This is a genomic window from Erythrobacter sp. S43, from assembly GCF_057364955.1.
Genome location: NZ_CP200285.1, coordinates 646,944 through 665,317, shown reverse-complemented (window position 1 = coordinate 665,317; position 18,374 = coordinate 646,944). Strand labels below are relative to the sequence as shown.

13 protein-coding genes and 1 pseudogene are annotated in these 18,374 nt (G+C 58.6%); 9 read left to right on the top strand and 5 right to left on the bottom strand.

What is annotated here, in order from left to right; translation table 11 throughout:
• Positions 1 to 14: 14 nt before the first annotated feature.
• Both AC0V6K_RS03355 and AC0V6K_RS03350 read right to left on the bottom strand, forming a co-directional pair.
• Positions 15 to 638, bottom strand: coding sequence for an isochorismatase family protein (locus AC0V6K_RS03355; RefSeq protein ID WP_472624774.1), 624 nt, complete (start codon positions 636 to 638; stop codon positions 15 to 17).
• Between the two features lie 86 nt (positions 639 to 724).
• The gene (locus tag AC0V6K_RS03350; protein WP_472624772.1) at positions 725 to 3,262 is read right to left on the bottom strand and encodes a TonB-dependent receptor; all 2,538 of its coding nucleotides are present in this window, start codon (positions 3,260 to 3,262) and stop codon (positions 725 to 727) included.
• A 168-nt stretch (positions 3,263 to 3,430) separates the two neighbouring features.
• Here AC0V6K_RS03350 and AC0V6K_RS03345 point away from each other — a divergent pair, with 168 nt between their 5' ends.
• The 5 genes and pseudogenes from AC0V6K_RS03345 to AC0V6K_RS03325 all read left to right on the top strand — a co-directional run bounded on the left by AC0V6K_RS03345 (position 3,431) and on the right by AC0V6K_RS03325 (position 10,181).
• A complete protein-coding gene (locus tag AC0V6K_RS03345; protein ID WP_472624770.1) occupies positions 3,431 to 4,093 on the top strand; it encodes a GntR family transcriptional regulator in 663 nt (220 codons plus the stop codon).
• A gap of 5 nt (positions 4,094 to 4,098) precedes the next feature.
• Positions 4,099 to 5,016 carry a hydroxymethylglutaryl-CoA lyase gene (locus AC0V6K_RS03340; RefSeq protein WP_472624768.1) on the top strand — a complete coding sequence of 306 codons (918 nt, stop codon included), beginning with the start codon at positions 4,099 to 4,101 and terminating at the stop codon, positions 5,014 to 5,016.
• Positions 5,017 to 5,043: 27 nt separating this feature from the next.
• Positions 5,044 to 7,100: pseudogene (locus AC0V6K_RS03335) on the top strand (hydantoinase/oxoprolinase family protein).
• A gap of 4 nt (positions 7,101 to 7,104) precedes the next feature.
• Positions 7,105 to 9,000, top strand: a complete 1,896-nt coding sequence (locus tag AC0V6K_RS03330; RefSeq protein ID WP_472624766.1) for a hydantoinase B/oxoprolinase family protein — start codon at positions 7,105 to 7,107, stop codon at positions 8,998 to 9,000.
• Complete coding sequence (locus tag AC0V6K_RS03325; RefSeq protein ID WP_472624764.1) at positions 9,000 to 10,181, top strand: CaiB/BaiF CoA transferase family protein; 1,182 nt, start codon at positions 9,000 to 9,002, stop codon at positions 10,179 to 10,181. The genes AC0V6K_RS03330 and AC0V6K_RS03325 overlap by 1 nt, the downstream gene beginning before the upstream one ends.
• On the opposite strand, the gene AC0V6K_RS03320 is transcribed toward AC0V6K_RS03325, so the two are convergent.
• Positions 10,178 to 11,611, bottom strand: a complete 1,434-nt coding sequence (locus tag AC0V6K_RS03320) for a DUF1501 domain-containing protein (protein ID WP_486172549.1) — start codon at positions 11,609 to 11,611, stop codon at positions 10,178 to 10,180. The two genes, AC0V6K_RS03325 and AC0V6K_RS03320, sit on opposite strands and share 4 nt — an antisense overlap.
• Positions 11,612 to 11,622: 11 nt before the next feature.
• A complete protein-coding gene (locus tag AC0V6K_RS03315; RefSeq protein ID WP_472624760.1) occupies positions 11,623 to 13,503 on the bottom strand; it encodes a DUF1800 domain-containing protein in 1,881 nt (626 codons plus the stop codon).
• A 119-nt stretch (positions 13,504 to 13,622) separates the two neighbouring features.
• On the opposite strand from AC0V6K_RS03315, the gene AC0V6K_RS03310 reads away from it, so the two are divergent.
• From AC0V6K_RS03310 to AC0V6K_RS03295, 4 genes are read left to right on the top strand one after another with little or no spacing between them, the layout of a single operon-like run.
• Positions 13,623 to 14,153, top strand: coding sequence for a toll/interleukin-1 receptor domain-containing protein (locus AC0V6K_RS03310; protein ID WP_486172548.1), 531 nt, complete (start codon positions 13,623 to 13,625; stop codon positions 14,151 to 14,153).
• 2 nt (positions 14,154 to 14,155) lie between these two features.
• Positions 14,156 to 15,283 carry a tetratricopeptide repeat protein gene (locus AC0V6K_RS03305; RefSeq protein WP_472624756.1) on the top strand — a complete coding sequence of 376 codons (1,128 nt, stop codon included), beginning with the start codon at positions 14,156 to 14,158 and terminating at the stop codon, positions 15,281 to 15,283.
• On the top strand, positions 15,267 to 16,040 hold the full coding sequence (locus AC0V6K_RS03300) for a hypothetical protein (protein WP_472624754.1): 774 nt from the start codon (positions 15,267 to 15,269) through the stop codon (positions 16,038 to 16,040). Before AC0V6K_RS03305 ends, AC0V6K_RS03300 begins: the two co-directional genes overlap by 17 nt.
• Before the next feature lie 6 nt (positions 16,041 to 16,046).
• The gene (locus tag AC0V6K_RS03295) at positions 16,047 to 17,513 is read left to right on the top strand and encodes a tetratricopeptide repeat-containing protein (protein ID WP_472624752.1); all 1,467 of its coding nucleotides are present in this window, start codon (positions 16,047 to 16,049) and stop codon (positions 17,511 to 17,513) included.
• An 8-nt stretch (positions 17,514 to 17,521) separates the two neighbouring features.
• Here the strand turns inward: AC0V6K_RS03295 and AC0V6K_RS03290 are convergent, their stop codons facing one another.
• Positions 17,522 to 18,139 carry a Crp/Fnr family transcriptional regulator gene (locus tag AC0V6K_RS03290; protein WP_486172685.1) on the bottom strand — a complete coding sequence of 206 codons (618 nt, stop codon included), beginning with the start codon at positions 18,137 to 18,139 and terminating at the stop codon, positions 17,522 to 17,524.
• Positions 18,140 to 18,374: the final 235 nt, after the last annotated feature.

The window sequence follows — 18,374 nt, the reverse complement described above, 5'->3', positions numbered from 1 at the left end:
GCGGGTGTCGGATCTTAGAGTGAAGCTAGATGCGCGGCGATCTCCGCCTCGGAAACTACGTCCGCATACTTGGCGTTCATATCGAACAGGTTTGCTTCATGCGGGGCCTCGTGCCTGTCTCCGCAAGCATCGCGCACCACAGTGGTGATGAAACCGTGCGACATCGCATCGACGCAGGACGCGCGCACGCAGCCGCTGGTTGTCAGGCCAGTCAGGATCACATGATCGACGCCAAGGCTGGTGAGTGTTGAAGCGAGCGAGGTACCGAAGAAGGCGCTGGGATATTGTTTGGAAATGACCAGCTCGTCAGCCTTCGGCTCCAATCCCTTGGCCCATGCACCCATCGGATTGCCTTCGACAAGATTGCGCAAGACAGGAGCTTTCTCGAAAAAGCGTCCGCCATTCGCGCCGTCGGGCTGATAAACCACATTGGTCAAGATCACGGGTATCCCCGCGGCGTGAGCTGCGGCCCGAATACGCAGAGCAGAAGCGAGGGCATCATCGACATCGGCGTAAAGGTCGCAATCCGGGTCGAAATAGCCCTGAACGAAGTCGATCAGGATGAGCGCAGGCGAGCGCCCAAACCCTGCCTTGCCGTCATACGCTTTTGCGTAGTTTGCACCGAGATTGTCAGACATACGGATTTATGTGCGCCAATTTATGCGCGGTTGCCAGTGCGCAGCGACTCTGCCTGAGGGCTCCGCACTGGCTGCGCAAGACGGTTTTAGAAGCGCATCCCGACCTCAACGCCGTAAAGGCGACGCGCTCCGGGTGAGATGAAAGATCCACCAAACTCGATCGCCGGAATGGCTTCGGCAATGTACTCGGTGCCCAGCACGTTGTCGCCGAAGGCGAAGATGCTGAAGTTGCCAATCTCGATCCCTGCGCGAACATCCAGAACACCGAACGCTTCCCGTTCGGCGATGCTGTAATTCGCATCACCAAAAGACGCGGGCAGGAAGTTCACCTGTGAAATAGGGATTAGGCCCGAGAAGATCGTCGGGCGATCCTGATCCTGAACCGAGTGGAACCACGTCGGGCCGGTGATGCGGTAATCGGCGCGGAAGATGAAATCGACCGTGTCGCTCATCGGCGTATCGATCTCTGTGCCGAGATTGATCGTGTAGTCGGCCGTGTAAGGCGACTCATTGCCGACCGTATACGGACGCGATGAGTTCGCCTTGATTTCGCTGTCGGTGACGTTGAACGAGCTGAAGAACTTCCAGCCATCGATCACTTCGGCGGTCAGGTTGAGCTCAGCGCCGAGCACTTCGACTTCATCGATGTTCGAAACTACGCGTAGCAGGCCGAAGCTGCCGACGAAGAACTCGAAGAACTGCATGTCGTCGATCTGGGTGTAATAGCCCGCGAGATCATAAGTGATCGCGCCGCCGGCAAAGTTGCCCTTGATTCCGACCTCGAACGCGCTCGATACTTCCTTGTCATATTGATCCAGGATGGTGACATCCGCGTCGATCGTGCCTGGCGTCACGCCGTCATTAAAGGCGGCGTCGATGATAGCAGAGGAACCTTGGTTGTTGAAGCCGCCAGACTTAAACCCGATGCCCCAGTTGGCATAAATGTTCATGTCCGGGTTGGGTTGCCAACTCAGACTGATCTTCGGCTGCAGCTGTCGGTAAGTTTCGCTTTGCGGTGTAAGCGGGCCGAAGGCTTGACCCGGGTTGATCGGGCCACCTGTAATCGGATCAAGGGCGTTCGGGACGAGTGACTCTGTTGAACGGTCTTCAATGTCGTAACGCAGCGCGACGCCAGCGGTGAAGTTACCTAACTCGTATTCGAGATTACCGAAAGCGGCGTAGACATTGGTATCGAAGCTGTCCGCGAGCAGAAGCGAAGTCGGGTTGATCGTGTTTGGGCCGTTGAAAAGCTGCGGGATCGCGCCTTGGCCAAGGTCCGCACCAAGACTGACACCCGTTTCACGGTCCAGCGTGAGGAAATAAGCGCCAAGCTGCCAGCTGAGCGGGCCGTCATTATTGGACGATAGACGGATTTCACCGCTGATATCGGTCTGCTGCCGCGACTGGAATTGCGTCCCGTCACACGTGCTCGGGCTATATGGGCCGAAGGTAGAACCGTTGACCGGATCAAACAGGAACGGCACCGGCGTCGGGCCGACAAAGCCCGGCTGGTTGACTGGAAAGCCCGTTAGGGCCGCGGTCGAAGCGAAGCATGCGCCGGCAACGTCCGCAGCGGTCTGTGTTGGGGCAGGGAAGGGAATGTAGCGAGCAAAGTCCGCCGATGTGCCATCCGCCAACAGCGCCTGATCCACGTCGGAATAAAGTGCCCATGCGGTCAGGCTTACCCCGCCGAAATCATGTTCGATCTTGGCCGAGATATCGATCGTGTCCTGATCGTTGGACGGTACGATATTGCCGTAATAGTTGAACGGGTGATCGTTCACGTTCTCATTAAACGCCGGGTTGAACGCGGCGAACTGCGGAAGGTGGAACGAGGCGTTGAAGTTGATCGAGGAGCCGCGCAGCTCGGAATAGCGCGCCTTCACATCGAGCTCTGTATCAGGCCCAAGATCGGCAATCACCCGACCATCGATCGACCAGACTTCTTGATTGTCGACATTGTTGGCGTTGAGGAAATCATTCCGGAAGAAGCCGTCTGTCCGGCGGTAATAGCCTGACAATACGAAACCGAGGCCGTTGCTGATTGGGCCTGCAATGTGGCCGGTTGCTTCGACAGTTTCCTGATTGGCGTAGGATGCGCGGACCGCGCCTTCAAACACGTCCGTCGGGCGTAGAGTTGAAAGGACAATCGCACCGGCGGCAGCGTTACGGCCGTATAGTGCGCCTTGCGGGCCTTTGAGGATTTCGACCTGACGAAGGGTCCCCTGCGTCTGATTTAGTTGCGCGGTGTTGGTTTTGAGGATGCCATCAACCACCAGCGCGACCGAGCTCTCTGCATCGCGTGCGCCGTTGATGCCGCGAATGTTGATCTGCGTGTCGCCCGCTTCAGCTGTGCCGGTGACGATGGTGACGCCTGGCACGAGGCCTACAAAATCTTCCGTATTAACGGCTCCGGTCTTTTCCAAAGCATCAGCAGTGATGACCGAAACGGAGGCGGGGACGTCCTGAAGCTGCTCGCTTTGGCGGCGTGCGGTGACGATGATTCCCGAGTCTTCGGCGCCATCGTCAGTGGCAGTTTCAGTATCCTGAGCCATCGCTGGCGTCAGTGGCAGCATCGCACCAGCGGCTGCTCCGATGGCAAGGATCGTCTTGAATTTGCGCATTAATCAGTTCCTCCTGAACCGTCATGATCTCGGCGCGCAGCGTTCAGGTAAGATCCCAAGCCTTCCTGCCCCGCAATTGTGTGACGCACACTCACCCCTTCAAAATCCAAGTGTTGCGCTGAGCTGCTCTTATTGTATACAATATTTCCGAGTCAAGCAGGAGTCTTCGTGGTCAAAGCATCTGACCTTGCCTATCAAACGATCCGCGCCATGGTGCTGTCTGGTGAGCTTTCGCCGGGGGAGCAGCTGCGCGAAGAAGCGTTGGCGGAACGGTGTGGTGTATCCAGAACGCCGGTCCGTGATGCGTTGCGGCGACTCGAGGCTGAGCTGTTGGTTCGCCGAAATGAGACGCAGCGGGTCTTCGTCGCAGATTGGTCGCTGGGCGATGTGACCGACGCATTTGAACTGCGCGCGATGATGGAAGGCTATGCCGCTAAGCGCGCAGCTGAACGGATGGACGAAGCAACGCTGCAGCGGCTTCATACTGAAAATAAATCACTTTATGAGGCAATTCAGGGTGATGAGCCGGACGTGGCCAAGTTCCTTGAGCACAATAAGAACTTCCACGAGATCGTGCTGGAGGCGGCAGACTCGCGGCGTTTGACCACGCTTTTGATGACGTTGATCGAGCAGCCGGTGATCTGGCGCACGGCCCAGCATTACGGGGATGAGGCGTTTCACCGCTCTTACAGCGAGCACGAAGATCTGCTCTCCGCCTTCGCGGCTGGAGACGGCGCTTGGGCCGAAGTGGTGATGGCTGGGCACATCAGACGGGCGTATCACGCCTATGCAAGGGCGCATCAAAGCCTTGCCAAGAAAGATGCGGCGTAACACAAATGTATACAGAAGGTTCCGAAAAAATTGAATTGGTCGAAGTGGGGCCACGCGACGGGCTCCAGAACGAGCCCGATATCGTGGCGACTTCTGACAAGCTTTCCCTGATCGATCAGATGCTTGCTTATGGCGCGCGGCGAATTGAGGTGAGCAGCTTTGTGCACCCTAAGCGTGTGCCGCAAATGGCCGATGCCGAGGATGTGATTGCTAGCCTGCCCAATATTGAGGGTGTGACCTACATCGGTCTCACGTTGAACAAACGCGGCGTAATGCGCGGTCTTGCGACCCGAGAAGGTGGGAAGCGCGGGATCGATCAAGCAGGTTGCGTTCTCGTAGCCAGCGACACTTTTGGTCAAAAGAATCAGGGCCAGACCATCGCGGAAGGCATTGCCGAAAACCGCGATATGATCCGCTTTGCCAAGGCAGAGGGACTATCAGCCCAAGTCACCATCAGCGCCGCTTTCGGCTGCCCCTTTGAAGGAGAGGTGAAGCCTGAGACCATCCTCGCCATTGCAGAGGAGATGGCCGCAGAAGAGCCAGTGGAGATTGCGCTGGCCGATACGATCGGCGTCGGCGTGCCCGCTCAGGTTGAGGATTTGTTTGGCAGGCTCGGCGAATTGCTCGGCGGACGCATCCCGACGCGCGCGCACTTCCACGACACACGCGGGACTGGCATCGCCAATGCATGGGCGGCATATCAATCGGGCGTACGCATCTTTGACGCATCTTTGGGCGGGCTGGGCGGATGCCCCTTCGCGCCCAACGCAACAGGCAATATCGCCACCGAAGACCTGATCTACATGATGGATCAGTCGGGCGTGGCGAGCGGGATCAATCTCGAGGCGGTGATCCGCGCCAACCGGGATTTTGCACAAATACTAGGAAGAGACTTGCCCTCGCGCGTGGCGCGGGCGGCCTGACAGCCGGTTTAGGAGCTGAAAGACGATATGACTTACAGACTGGGCGTCGATGTCGGCGGCACATTCACCGATCTGCTGCTGTTTGACGAAGCGAATGGCACGTTCTGGCGGCACAAGACGCCGTCGACACCGCATGACAGCTCCGAAGGCATCTTAAACGGCGTCAAGGCGATCACTGCCGAAGCGGGTGTTTCGGCGAAGGACATCGCCTATTTCCTCCACGGAACGACTGTGGCGACCAATGCCGTGCTGGAAGGTAAAGGCGCGAAAGTCGGCCTGATCACGACCGAGGGGTATCGCGACGTAATGCAAATCGCACGCAGCTTCGTTCCCGGCGGTCTGGCCGCGTGGATCGTGTGGCCCAAGCCGCAACCGCTCGCTCACCTCGAAGACACGGTCGAAGTGCCCGAGCGTATGGGCGCAGACGGCGCGGTGGTGCGCGAGCTGGACGAAGCCGCCGTGCGCGCGGCGCTGCAAAAGCTGAAAGGCCAAGGCGTCGAGGCGCTGACGGTCAGTCTGATAAACGCCTATGTGAATGGCGCGCATGAGGCCCGCATTGGCGAAATCGCCGCGGAAGAACTCCCTGGCGTTCCGGTTTCGCTGAGCCACGAGGTTCTGCCCGAGATGCAGGAATATGAGCGCACGCTCTCAACCGTCGCCAACGCGGCGGTGCGCCCGGTGGTGAGCAAATATGTCTCCAACCTGCGCACCAAGCTTGAAGAAGAAGGGCTGGAGGGCAAGCTCTCGCTGCTGCGGTCCGATGGCGGCTTGATGAGCAGCCACAAGGCCGAAGAGCATCCGGTCAACATCCTGATGTCCGGCCCCGCTGGCGGGGTGACAGGCGCGAAATGGGTCGCGAAGAATGCGGGGCTCAACAACATTCTGACGCTCGATGTGGGCGGCACGTCGACCGACGTTGCCCTGATCGAAGGTCTCGAGGCGCGGCGGGTGCGGACCACAGAAGTCGGGCACTTGTCGGTCCGTGCTTCGGCGCTTGACGTAAAGACTGTTGGCGCAGGCGGCGGCTCGATTGCCCACGTTCCCGAACTCACCGGTGCACTTCGGGTGGGGCCGGAGAGCGCGGGGGCGGTGCCGGGACCGGTTGCCTACAACAAGGGCGGCGAACTGCCGACGGTAACTGATGCGAATGTGGTGCTCGGCTATCTTCCGGAAGATTTGCTCGGAGGCTCGTTCAAGCTTGACCGTGAAGGCGCAGAAAATGCTGTGCAGACCATCGCCGATGCGCTGGGCGTGAGCCTGATGGAGGCCGCGCGGGGCATCATCGACATTGTGAACGAGAACATGTTCGGCGCGCTGCGCATGATCTCGGTCCAGCAGGGCTATGACCCGCGCGAATTCGCCCTGATGGGCTTTGGCGGCGCGGGACCTCTGCATGTGAATGCGGTGGCGAAGCTGATGGGCAGCTGGCCCGCCGTATCGCCGGTTTCCCCGGTGTGCTTTGCGCTCTGGGCGATGCGACGACGCAAATGCGCACCGAGACGGCACGGAGCTTCTCGAAACTCGCCAAGGATACAAGCATTGCCGATCTGCAAGCTGTTCTGGATGAAATGGCGGAGCAGACACGGGGTGAACTGATCACCGACGGGGTGGCCGAAGGGGACATAACCTCTCAGTTCGAAGTTGATGTCCGATATGCAGGCCAGGCCTTCGAGGTCCCGCTCACCATCGACAAAGAAGGGCTTGAGAAGGATGGCATCGAGGGTATTCTGGCCCGCTTTGATGAAGAGCACTTGCGGCTCTTCACCTTCAACATGGATACCCCGCACGAGATCGTGAACCTGCGCGCCGTGGCGCTGGGTCAGGCACCGGCGCTGCCGGCGAATGAGTTGCCCAAGGGGGACGGTGATCCCTCAGCGGCGAAGATCCGTGATCACACGCTATGGATGGATGGCAAAGAACAGGCGGCGGTGATCTATGACCGCGCCAAGCTGCGTCAGGGCGATACGATCAACGGCCCCGCCATCATCACCGAGATGGACTCGACCACGCTTGTCGAAAGCGGCTGCGTCGCGACGGTCGACACAGTCGGCAACATCCTCATCAATCCAGTGCAGGAGGGCTGATCCGATGCCAGCACAAATCATCGAAACCAACGATAAGCCCTTTGACAAGGTCGCCATCGATCCGGTGACGCTCGATATTATTGAGAACGCACTGCGCAATGCCCGGATCGAAATGGACGCCACGCTTGTGCGCACCGCCATGAGCCCCGGTATTCGCGAGCAAGGCGATGCTTTCCCGCTCATCGCTGACCCATCTGGGAAGATGATCGTGGGCCAGTTCGGCAGTTTCATCGACGGCTTTCTGAAAGGCTATGACGACACGTTGGAAGATGGGGACATGATCTTCCTGTCCGATCCATATTCCTGCGAAGGCGCGATCAGCCACTCGAACGACTGGCTGGTGCTGCTGCCCGTGTTCAAGGACGGCCGCCTAATCGCTTACACCGCGATGTTCGGCCACCAGTCGGACATTGGCGGTATGGTGCCCGGCTCGATGCCCATCGGCGCGTCCAGCATCTTTGAAGAAGGCGTGCGTATTCCGCCCGTCAAGATCTGGAAGAAGGGTGATTACAATGACGATCTGATGAAGCTCGTCATGCATCAGACGCGCAAACCCGATTGGTGTCAGGCAGACCTCAACGCCCTGATCGCCAGCTGCCGCGTGGCGGCGAAGCGGGTGGTCGAAATGGCCGACCGCTTTGGCGATGACGTCTATGTTTCGGCGACGCAGGAACTGCTCGATCGCAACCACCGCGCGATGAAGGCGCTGATCGCGATGGCCGTGGCCGAAGAGCCCAAGAGCTTTGAGGACTACATCTGCGATGATGGTAAGGGCTATGGCCCATATAAGATCAAATGCACGATGCGGCGCGAGGGTGAGAAGGTCATCCTCGATTTCGACGGCACCGATCCGCAATCGGCCGCTTCGATCAATTTCTACCTCAACGAGAACATGTTCAAGATGTTCTTCGGGATCTACATGATCATGGTCTTCGACCCGCAGATCATGTTCAACGATGGCTTCTACGATCTGATCGAAGTCCGCATTCCCGAAGGTTCACTCCTTAAACCGCAATTCCCCGCCGCGCTCTCGGGTCGTACCCATGCGTTGGGTCGGATTTTCGATATTCTCGGGGGCTTGCTGGGGCAGGGGACGCCCGAGTTTCTCAATGCAGCCGGGTTCTCGTCCTCGCCCCACCTTTTCTACTCCGGCTGGGATACGCGCGGAGACCGTGGCCGCGAATGGTTCCAGCTGTTCCAGATCGGCTTCGGCGGCATACCGGGACGTCCGCTGGGCGACGGGCCGGACGGGCACTCGCTGTGGCCCGGCTTTACCAATGTACCGAACGAGTTTCTTGAGCGGTATTTCCCGCTTCGGATCGAGCGGTATTCGACCGAACCCGACAGCGGGGGCGCAGGCCTTCATCGCGGCGGCAATGGCATTCACATGACCTACCGCTTCCTCGCTGATGGTGCGATTGCGATCCATGATGATCGTTGGTTCGTCCCTCCATGGGGCGTGAACGGAGGCCATCCGGGTGCACGGGCGCGCAAGGTGATCGAGCGCACCGATGGCTCCACCGAAATCGTCGGCAACAAGATCGAGGATGTCGAGGTTAAGGAAGGCGATTTGCTGCACTTCATCACATGGGGCGGCGGCGGCTGGGGTGACCCGCTGGAGCGTGATCCCGAGGCCGTTGGTCTGGAAATCCGCCAAGGATTGGTGACCGTGGAAGGCGCGCGCCATTACGGCGTTGTCGCGGATGAAGCTGGTGATATCGACACCGCTGCGACCGACGCTTTGCGTGCAGAAATCAAGGGGTCTCGCGGTGAACTGCCGCTGTTCGATTATGGCCCCGGCATCGAGGCACTGCGCGCTTCTTGTGAAGAAGAAACCGGTCTGCCTGCTCCTATCCAGCCCGTCTGGCATCAAGATGATCTTCGCGAGGCAGCCGAATAATGGGTGCATTGGAAGGCGTGCGTGTCGTGGAAATGGGTCAGCTTTTGGCTGGCCCGTTCTGCGGCCAATTGCTCGGCGATATGGGCGCGGATGTGATCAAGGTTGAACCGCCTGGAGCGGGTGATCCCATGCGCTTGTGGGGGCAAGGCGAAGAGAAAGTGCAATGGGAAGTGATCGGGCGAAACAAACGCTCGGTCACCTGCAATTTGCGCATTCCCGAAGGTCAGGAATTGGCGCGCAAGCTGATTGCGAAAGCCGATGTGCTGGTGGAGAATTTCAAACCGGGCACGCTGGAGAAATGGGGCCTATCGCCCGAAGAGCTGCACAAGGACAATCCCGGCCTGATCATCGCGCGAATGTCCGGCTATGGTCAGGACGGCCCGTATTCCAACCGCGCAGGTTTTGGCGGGATTGGCGAGGCGATGGGCGGCTGGCGCTACATTGTCGGCGACCCGGACCGTCCGCCCGCACGGATGGGTATCTCCATCGGCGACACTCTGTGTGCGTCCTATGGTTGCATGGGCGTGCTCGCCGCTCTGCATCACCGCGAGAAGACGGGCGTAGGGCAGGTGGTCGACACCGCGCTGTACGAATCCGTACTTCAGGTGATGGAGGGGCTGGTCCCCGAGTTCGACTTCAACGGCTTTATTCGCGAACGCTCGGGTTCAATCCTGCCCGGCATCGCGCCGTCCAATGTCTATCAATGCAAGGACGGGCATTTCATGATCGGCGCGAACAAGGATGAGATTTTCGCTCGCCTTGCCGCCGCCATGGGTCAGCCTGAGCTGGCCGATGATGATCGCTACGCCACCCATATTGCGCGCGGTAAGAACCAGACCGAGCTGGACGATATGGTCAATGCCTGGACAGGCACTTTGGCCGTGGATGAGGTCGAAGCGGCGATGATCGAGCACTCGATCCCCGCAGGCCGGGTCTACACCGCACCCGACATGCTCGCCGACCCGCACTTTCAGGCTCGCGAGGCGATCATCGAGGTCGAAACGGCTAACCGCGGCGCAATCAAAATGCAGAACGCCTTCCCGAAACTTTCCAAGACGCCATCAGGTGTGCGTCGGCCTGCACCCGCCACGCCGGGTGAGCACAACAGCGAAGTGTTCGCCGAAGTGCTGGGGTTCGGAGATGCTGAACTGGCCGAGCTGACGGCCAATGCAGCAATCTAGGTCGTCGGAGCCATCTGCATAAAGCCAAGATCAGGGCTGCCGAAACGCCCGATATTGGGCGAAATGCTCGGGACCTCTGATGGCGATACGCCAAACCACTGTGCAAGTGTCGATGAATACTCATCAACCGACGTGTCGGGCAGCAGGCGTCCGCGCCCGACCTGGTCAGCTGTTTCGACCGAAACGTGCGGTGCGCGGCCATAGTAACGGCCTCCATTGACGGCGCCGCCCATAACGAAGTGGTGGCTGCCCCAGCCATGGTCCGAACCATCGCCATTCGAAGCAAGGGTGCGCCCGAAGTCCGAAGCGGTGAAGGTCGTGACCTGATCAGCGACACCCAGCTCCATCGTCGCCCGGTAAAAGGCATCCATCGCGAAATCGAGGCCAGCCAGCAGACCTTCGTGCTGCCCGATCAAGCCGTCATGGTTGTCAAAGCCGCCCATCGAAACCAGGAACACCTGCCGTGTGACACCCAGCGAATTGCGCGCTGCGATGAGTGACGCGACGGTGCGCAGCTGATCTGCCAGCCGGTTCCCTTGCCCAAAGTCAGTCGCAACGCCGGAATTTTCCAACGCATCGTTGACGAAAGCGCCGTATTGTACGGACCGATCATTGATATGCGCGTAGTCCGCAGCAAGCACATTGCCCGAGCCACTTCGAAGGATCGTATCAAGCGAAGCAGCCGCTTCGTTTGAGCTGTATAGCCGGCCATTACGCAGCGGCCGCATCAGCGTCGCACCACTGGGAGACACTTGATACGGAACAGAGCTCTGGCCGCTCAGGAAAACTGCGTTGCCGGAAACGTTGATGCCCGTGAACATCGCATTGGTGTTGCCGCTTTGCGCAAGGTCACCCATCCGGCCGCCCCAACCAGTGGGAGCGCCTTCCGGTTGAGAGCTTTGCCAAGTTGCCTGTTGGTCGTTGTGCGAAAACAGCTTCGGTGGACGAGGGACGGAGTTGTTGTCGTATTGCGCCCGCGTCATCGGTGCGAGAAGTGGGCCAACGTTCAAGACTGGTGCAATCACGCCTTCGTCAAAACGCGTCTTCATCCGCCCGAGAGTTGGCGCCATCGCATATTGGATTCCGTCTGTCAGCGTCTGGTCGTCCGGCGTCGTCAGCACTGTGTTTGCGAGCGAAGCGCGAGACAATGCGATGCCGCCGCCGCCTTCGCCGCCTCCGCCACCGCGAATCTCAGAGTAGCGCGCGTAGTTATCCGGATCGAACGGGATCAGCGTGTTGCCGTGGTCATTTCCACCATAAAGGAAGATGCACACCAGAGCTTTGTAGCCACCAGAGGATGAAAAGGCTGCGGCCTCTCCCAATCCAGCAAGGCCCAGAGCGTAGGACGATGCCGCGCCCATAGCCGCCAACTGGCCGGAGCGACGCATGAACGCGCGACGCGATAGTTCTGCACTTTTGCCAATAAACATGCGTCGGTTCCTTACTTCTGGATCAGATAATCGGTGGAGGCCAAGGTCAGAAAAACCCCGACATGGACCCTGCGCAGCCGGTCTTCATCTTCTCTGTCCGCTCGAATTTCGACAGACTCGATGGCCGTCTGCATCGCATCGCGCACACTTGTAGAGAGTTGGTTTCCGGTAAGCAGCAGGTCGAGCCGATCGATCAGCGCGACAGCATTGTCGGCAAGGGCTGCTTCTTCGGAATAATCCAGCTCGATATCCCTGAACAGGAAGCCGGACGTTTCGACGGCGCGTTCCATGAAGTTGATGTAGCCCGCAACCGACGTTTCGTTCACCAACTGAAACTCCGGTGCAAGCAGGCTGTTATCCGCCACTTGCGAATTGGTGGGAAAATAAGTGGGCCGGAAGAAATTGAAAACGGATGGCGAGCGCAACGGCGACTGGCCTAGTCGGCTCGCCTTGTCGGACATGTCCCGCAATTCCCAATCGCCACTGATCGAGCGGATGCCGAAGGTGCGGCCCAACTGGGCAAAGCGCAGCATCGGTTCGCGAAGCTTGCCGAAACCGGCATTGCTGACATTGGCAGGATCAAGCGCTTCGTCATCCAACAGGATGGCTTTGAAAACCGCGCCAAGATCACCGCGTGCGCCAGAGCCGTTGTTTTCGAACACGGAAGCAACGCGCTGAACGTAACCCGGGCTCGGGTTACTCGTCACCAGACGCTGAATCATCTGCTTGGAGAAGAACGGGGCGACATTGGGATGATTGAACAGATGGTCCAAGGCCATGGTCAGACTGTCCGCTGCATTGGTACCTGCGGGAATTGTCAGTCCAAGGAAGGTCTTCTCTTCATCGGAATGGAAGCCCTCGCTTCGGGGATTGCGCCAACGCGAAGGATCAGCGGTCATAGGCTGATAGACATAGGCGACATCGGGGATCTGGCCGCTGCCATTCACTTCGGGCGTGAAGCCTATTCCAGTGTAGTCGAAGTCATAGCCGGTGAAGACCTTTGAAATGCCTGTGACATCTTCATTGGTGTAGGTTTCAATCGGCTGGCCGCCAGAAAGCCGCTGGGATCCATCGAGGTTGAGTTCGAACAACCCGATGGAGAAAAGCTGCATGATCTCGCGGCCATAATTCTCGTCAGGCACTCGTCCGCTGCGTGGATCTGCCTTACGGTTGCCACGCGTGTTCAGGAACACGCCCATGGCCGGGTTAAGTGTGATGTCTTCAATCAGATCGCGGAAATTGCCGAAAGCGTGCTGGTTTAGAACGTCCCAATAGGCGCCAATCGCCGAGCTTCGCCAAGTGATCTCGATACTGTTCAGGGACACAACGAAAAATTCAGAGAGCGCAAGGGCAAACCGTTTGCGCAGCGTATTCCCGCCCGTCATTAACTGTGACCAAATCATGTAGTCACCGACAGTGCGGTTAAAGTAGTAGCGGTTGGCATCAACCTGATCAAAACCGCGATCCGCCATGAACTGGCGTGAAGACTGGTCGTTCTGCGTCTGCATGCGACGATCCAGCCATGGCTCGTATCCCTGATCGCGCAATTGCGCGATGGCAGAGGTGCTTACGGCCAGATCGGCTTGAGACAGAAAGCGCGCAGCTTCCGCATCGCTTTGCGGGGCCCGGGCTTGTTGTATGGGAGGAGGGTTGCCGCCGGTGCCGCCACCGCTCGGAGGAGCGCTTCCGTCGCCTCCGCATGCTGCCGTGGCCAGCGCTGCTGCCCCTGCCACCGCGATGCGGGGTAGAGCGTTCTCTTGTGCCTCTGCTTCGCTGGATACTTCCGTGATCTCTAGTTCTTCGCTCGTTTCCTGAGCGTGCGACGCCGCCTGACCCGTCATCTCAATATCCCGTCGTTCCTGGTGCGACGCATAAAGCAGATCGATGCTCAACAGCGAATGATCATGGATACTTAATGCGGCTGTAAGGTTTTGACGCGCGATGAGCCGCTTGATTGCCCAATTGTTAGCAAGTTTGACTGACCATTCTTACAAACATCGCTTGCTATTGTTTGTCTGTTCCGTTCAATTGTTTCGACTTCCAAGCAGTATGGGGCGGCGGAGTGGAAGATAAAGAAGCGGCGGTCGCAGATCGCCCGGGGTTCAGCGCGTTTATTTCTTACAGCCACGCGGACGCGGCGGATGTTCGGAAGCTGCATGCAAAGCTTGAAGCGTATCGGCTTCCCAAAGGCTTGGGGCACATTGATGCTCTCAACTCACGAACGAACGGACTTGGGCTCGGCAAAGTCTTTCGGGACCGAGAAGATCTGTCCGCGGCGGAAAATCTCTCCGATGCTGTCACCGATGCGCTGTCCCGTTCCGAAGTCCTGATCGTCGCCTGCTCGCCCGACGCCAAAGCATCGCATTGGGTGGGGCAAGAAATCGCCTACTTCCGCGAGCACTGCCCCGGCCGCCCGATCCTCGCCGCGATCATGCGGGGGAGCCTGCCGAGGCATTTCCCGATGCGCTTATTGAAGGCGGCGTCGAACCGCTCGCCGCGGACCTGCGCAAGGACGGCGATGGATGGAAACTTGGCTTCCTGAAAGTGGTAGCCGGCATTGCCGGTGTGCCGCTCGACGCGCTGGTCCAGCGCGAAAGTCAAAGACAAATGCGCCGCGTGATGGCCGTCACGGGCGTGGTTGCACTGCTCGCCATAGTCATGGGCGTCATGACGACGATGGCAATTCAGGCACGCAGCAAAGAGCAAGCTCTACGGGAAAGCAGCGATGCTTTTATCGAGGAGCTGCTGACCGATGGACGGGAGGACCTGATTGGCCTCGGCAACCTTGAAGTGCTGGATAAGTTCAATGAACGCGCCTTGCGGTTTTATGAGCGTCAGGGCGATCCGGAGAGATTGCCGACCGACAGTCTGATCAACTGGGCGAGCATCTTGCACGATATCGGTGAAGACCAGACCAAGAAGAAGAACGGCGATCTCGACAAGGCTGAAGGTATCTTGGCGGATCCATTTCGGGCCACGACGATCCTTATGCAGCGCGATCCTGAAGAGCCGGATCACATCTATGCCCACGGCCAAAGCACCTATTGGGTGGGGCGGGTCAAGGAACTGCGCGGAGAATTTGAAGAAGCGGACAAGGATTTTCGCGCATACAGAACGCTCTCGCGCAAGCTTGCCAAGTTAGAGCCAGACTCGTTTCGCGCAGCCAAGGAGCTTGGCTTCGGAGAACTCAACCCGGGTATCATTCACTTCGAGTTCGGAAGGCTTGAAGAGGCCGCCAAAAGCTTCGATGCCGCGATTGCCTTCCTTACACTGGCAGACGAGCGCATGCCGGATCAGCGCGTGGCGGAAGAAGGTCTCGCCAATGCGAGAGCATGGCGTTTCGATGTCCACTACAACCAGGGCGAATTTGAACAAGCCCTCGACCAGCGACTGAAGAGCGCTGTGATCATCCGGAAAATCGCAAGAGATCACCCGGAAGACAAAGAAGCAGAATTCTCATTGTTGATCGCCGAACGGGCAATCGCGCTGACGCGGTGCAAACTGGGTGATGGTGATGAAGCGCGGCGCGAACTGACGCGCGTAGAGAACGGGGTCAAGGCGCTGGTCGCGCATGACCCGGAGAATTCGGACTGGTCTGATTTTTTGAAAAAGACGCGGTCTGACGTGGCGAAATTAAGCGGAAAGGAACAATGCGATGCCAATTCAAACTGAAGAAGAGATACAGGAGCTCATTGAAAAGGCCAATGGCGTTGCCACTTTTGCCGATCCTGACAATGAGGGAACTGAAGGTTCCAGATCAGGGAAATACACGGGACCTGGAGGGCGAGAGTACCGTCATCAAGGCCCTTGGATTGATGACCCACATGGATTTGCGAAACCTGAGCATGTTTACTTCTATTTCTTGAAGTTTGACTCTTCCGGTAAGCTTTCTAGCAGCATGACGTCCGAGGCGATTTCGGGAGACTTGGACTCTACCGTCAAGGGGCTCATTGAATCCGAATTGAGTGGTTCATCGATGGGCACGGCCGATATTGAAGACGTTCTCTGGTGGAAGCCCTCTTATCTGGTGGTGTATCTCGATTTCCCAGCTTGGGAGCTGATTGATCACTCAGATGCGAGTGACAAGAATGCGAAAAGAAGCTTCTCTCTGCATTTTCCTGAAGGGAAATACCGAGGCATTCCTCGCATAAAAAATGATAACTTCTTCAATGCCGAAAATCGCACTATTTCTATTGTGCGACCTAATGAATCCTCACCAACTAATGTGAGATATCTTTCGTGCCGAAACTTGCATCTTATTCCCCCGACTAATCGTCGGCGGAAACCGGGGAACCCTGCGCCCAACAATCAAAAAACGCACGACGACTACAAGTTTGATATTGCCTACAAAGTTCCGATTCCTGGCATCTCGTCAAACAAAAAGCTTGTTGTTACGATTGACCCAGGCGGCCGGAATACGGGGCCATAACCACTGATGCGATTGTACAACCAAATCCTCTCTCTCGCCCGTTCCGGCAATCCGGTTCGGGCGTGGGAGAGGTTTGGCTCTTCGGGGCTTGCGGAGGCCACCGGCGATATCAAGGCGCTCACGCTTAAGGGGCGCTTGCTTAAGGATCTTGCGGATCGAGCGGCGGGTGATGAGAAGTTGCGGCTCTATCGTGAGGCTGCGGATGCCTATCTCGCCGCCAATGCGATCCGCACCGATACCTATCCGCTGATCAACGCCGCGACGCTGGCTTTGCTTTCACAGGATACGCCAAAGTCGGCGGAGCTTGCGCAGCAGGTGCTCGGCCTGATCGAGAGCGATCCTGAGGAAGGCGAGACACCCTATTGGCGTGAGGCGACGCGGGCGGAGGCGTTGTTGCTGTTGGGCGAGCGGGCACAGGCCGAGGGCGCTCTCAAAGACGGCATCGTCAAACTTCCGCGCGCGTGGGAAGACCACGCCGCCACTATCGGCCAGTTCGAGCGTATTCTAACCGCGCAGGGCGGGGACGCCGCGTGGCTCGACGCATGCAGGCCCGCGCCTTCGGTGCATTTCACCGGGCTGATCGGGCTTGATCCCGACGATCCCACACTTGCGCGGGCGATCGAAGAAACAATCACTCAGCTCTCCCCCGGCTTCGCCTATGGAGCGCTGGCGGCGGGGGCTGACATTCTGCTGGCTGAGCGGTTGGTCGAGGCAGGCGCGCTGTTGCATGTCGTCTTGCCGTTTGACCGTGCCACGTTCCGCGCGGTCTCAGTCGAACCCTATGGCGCGCAATGGGCCCCGCGCTTTGATGCCTTGATGGAGCAAGCAGAGAGCATAGCCGAGCTGTGGCCCGAAGATGGCGCTCAGGAGCATCTGCACCCAATGGTCCACGCAGCCAATCTGGTCACGATGGGCCTATCCTTGCGCCGTGCGCACAGTTTGCGCACCGAGGCCCACGCGCTGGCGATCAAGGCCATTGGTGAACCACAACGATCGAACTTGGACATTTGGCAAAGCACTGGCGGGCAAGTGCATTGTGTGGAGACGCCTCGGGTTGCCAACGGCACGACCGGCGGCGTCACTCTTTCCGTTCAACTCAATGCTGTGCTGAGCGTGCGCGGCGCCGATCCCGCGAAATTGCTCGCCGGACAGGGGCTTGATGTGATGCCCGGCGATGAGACAGTTGAGTTTACCGGTTCGTTCGACCAATGTCTGGCGCTCTCCGCGCAATTGCATACCACTTTCCCCGAAGCGGCGGCAGGCTTCGTCACCTCGCTGATCCAGGCCGAAGACGCGCGGCAGTCAGCGGCAGCTCTGGCGTCCAGATTGGCGCTCAGCGCGGGCGAGGGACAGATCTATTCGGGGCCAAACGCGGCCATGATTGCCAAGGCGCTTGATCCGGCGCGGCGCGTCGAAGAACTTGGCGAGATCGGCACGCTGTCCGGCCCGCTCACGGTTTTCTCTATCGCCTGAGCAAAGGCTCAGAGCACCAAATCTTCCAGCATCCTTCGCGAAACGATCCTTAACCTATCTTCATCGCGTTCGATAATCCCGCGTCTTTCGAGGGCACTGATCGCGCGGGAGCCGGTTTCGCGCGTCGTCTGCGCGGTTAGGGCTAGGGCGGCGATGATCGGCGGCGGCGAGATTTCATCTTCGTCGCCAGCCATCCTTAGCAATTCGCGATAAAGTCGGCCCGTGGCAGACAGAGTCACGCGCGCGGATAGGCGATCGATCACAGCGCTCAACTGCGCGGCGTAAATCCGCGACATGCCGCCACCCAGATCAGGGCATTCTTCGATCAACCGCCGCAGGGTTTGCGTTTCAACCTGCAAAGCCTCGACCGCGCCGAAAGCCCGCGCGTCATAAGCGCTCTCATCCTCATGCTCGAACGCGCCGACCAGTTCGCCCGGCCCGAAAGAGGAAAGGACAGTGACCTGACCTTCCGCCGATACGGCTTGCAATTGCACCGTTCCGCCCAGGATCAGCCACAGCTGATCGGTCGCATCACCTTGGTGGATTAGGATAGCTTTGGCCGCAAACTCGCGCTCCGCCATGGCATCGGCAAGCGCATCGGCAGAGCCTTGCGAGCAATCCAGCACGCTTGCCAAAGCACCCGCTCTTTCAGCCTTTTGCCCGTTACCGCTCAACGAGAATTGCCCCTGTCTATCAATAAGACGGCAGCCTAACCATACCCGACCAAAACGCCAAGTGGGTTGCATTGCGCCACCCGCCAGCTAGGGTCGCGCTCGCATTCGGGATTATTCTGCCACGCGGCTACTCCATTCAGGGCCCTGCGAGAGAGCAGCAGTCGAATGCTGGCGAATAACACACGTT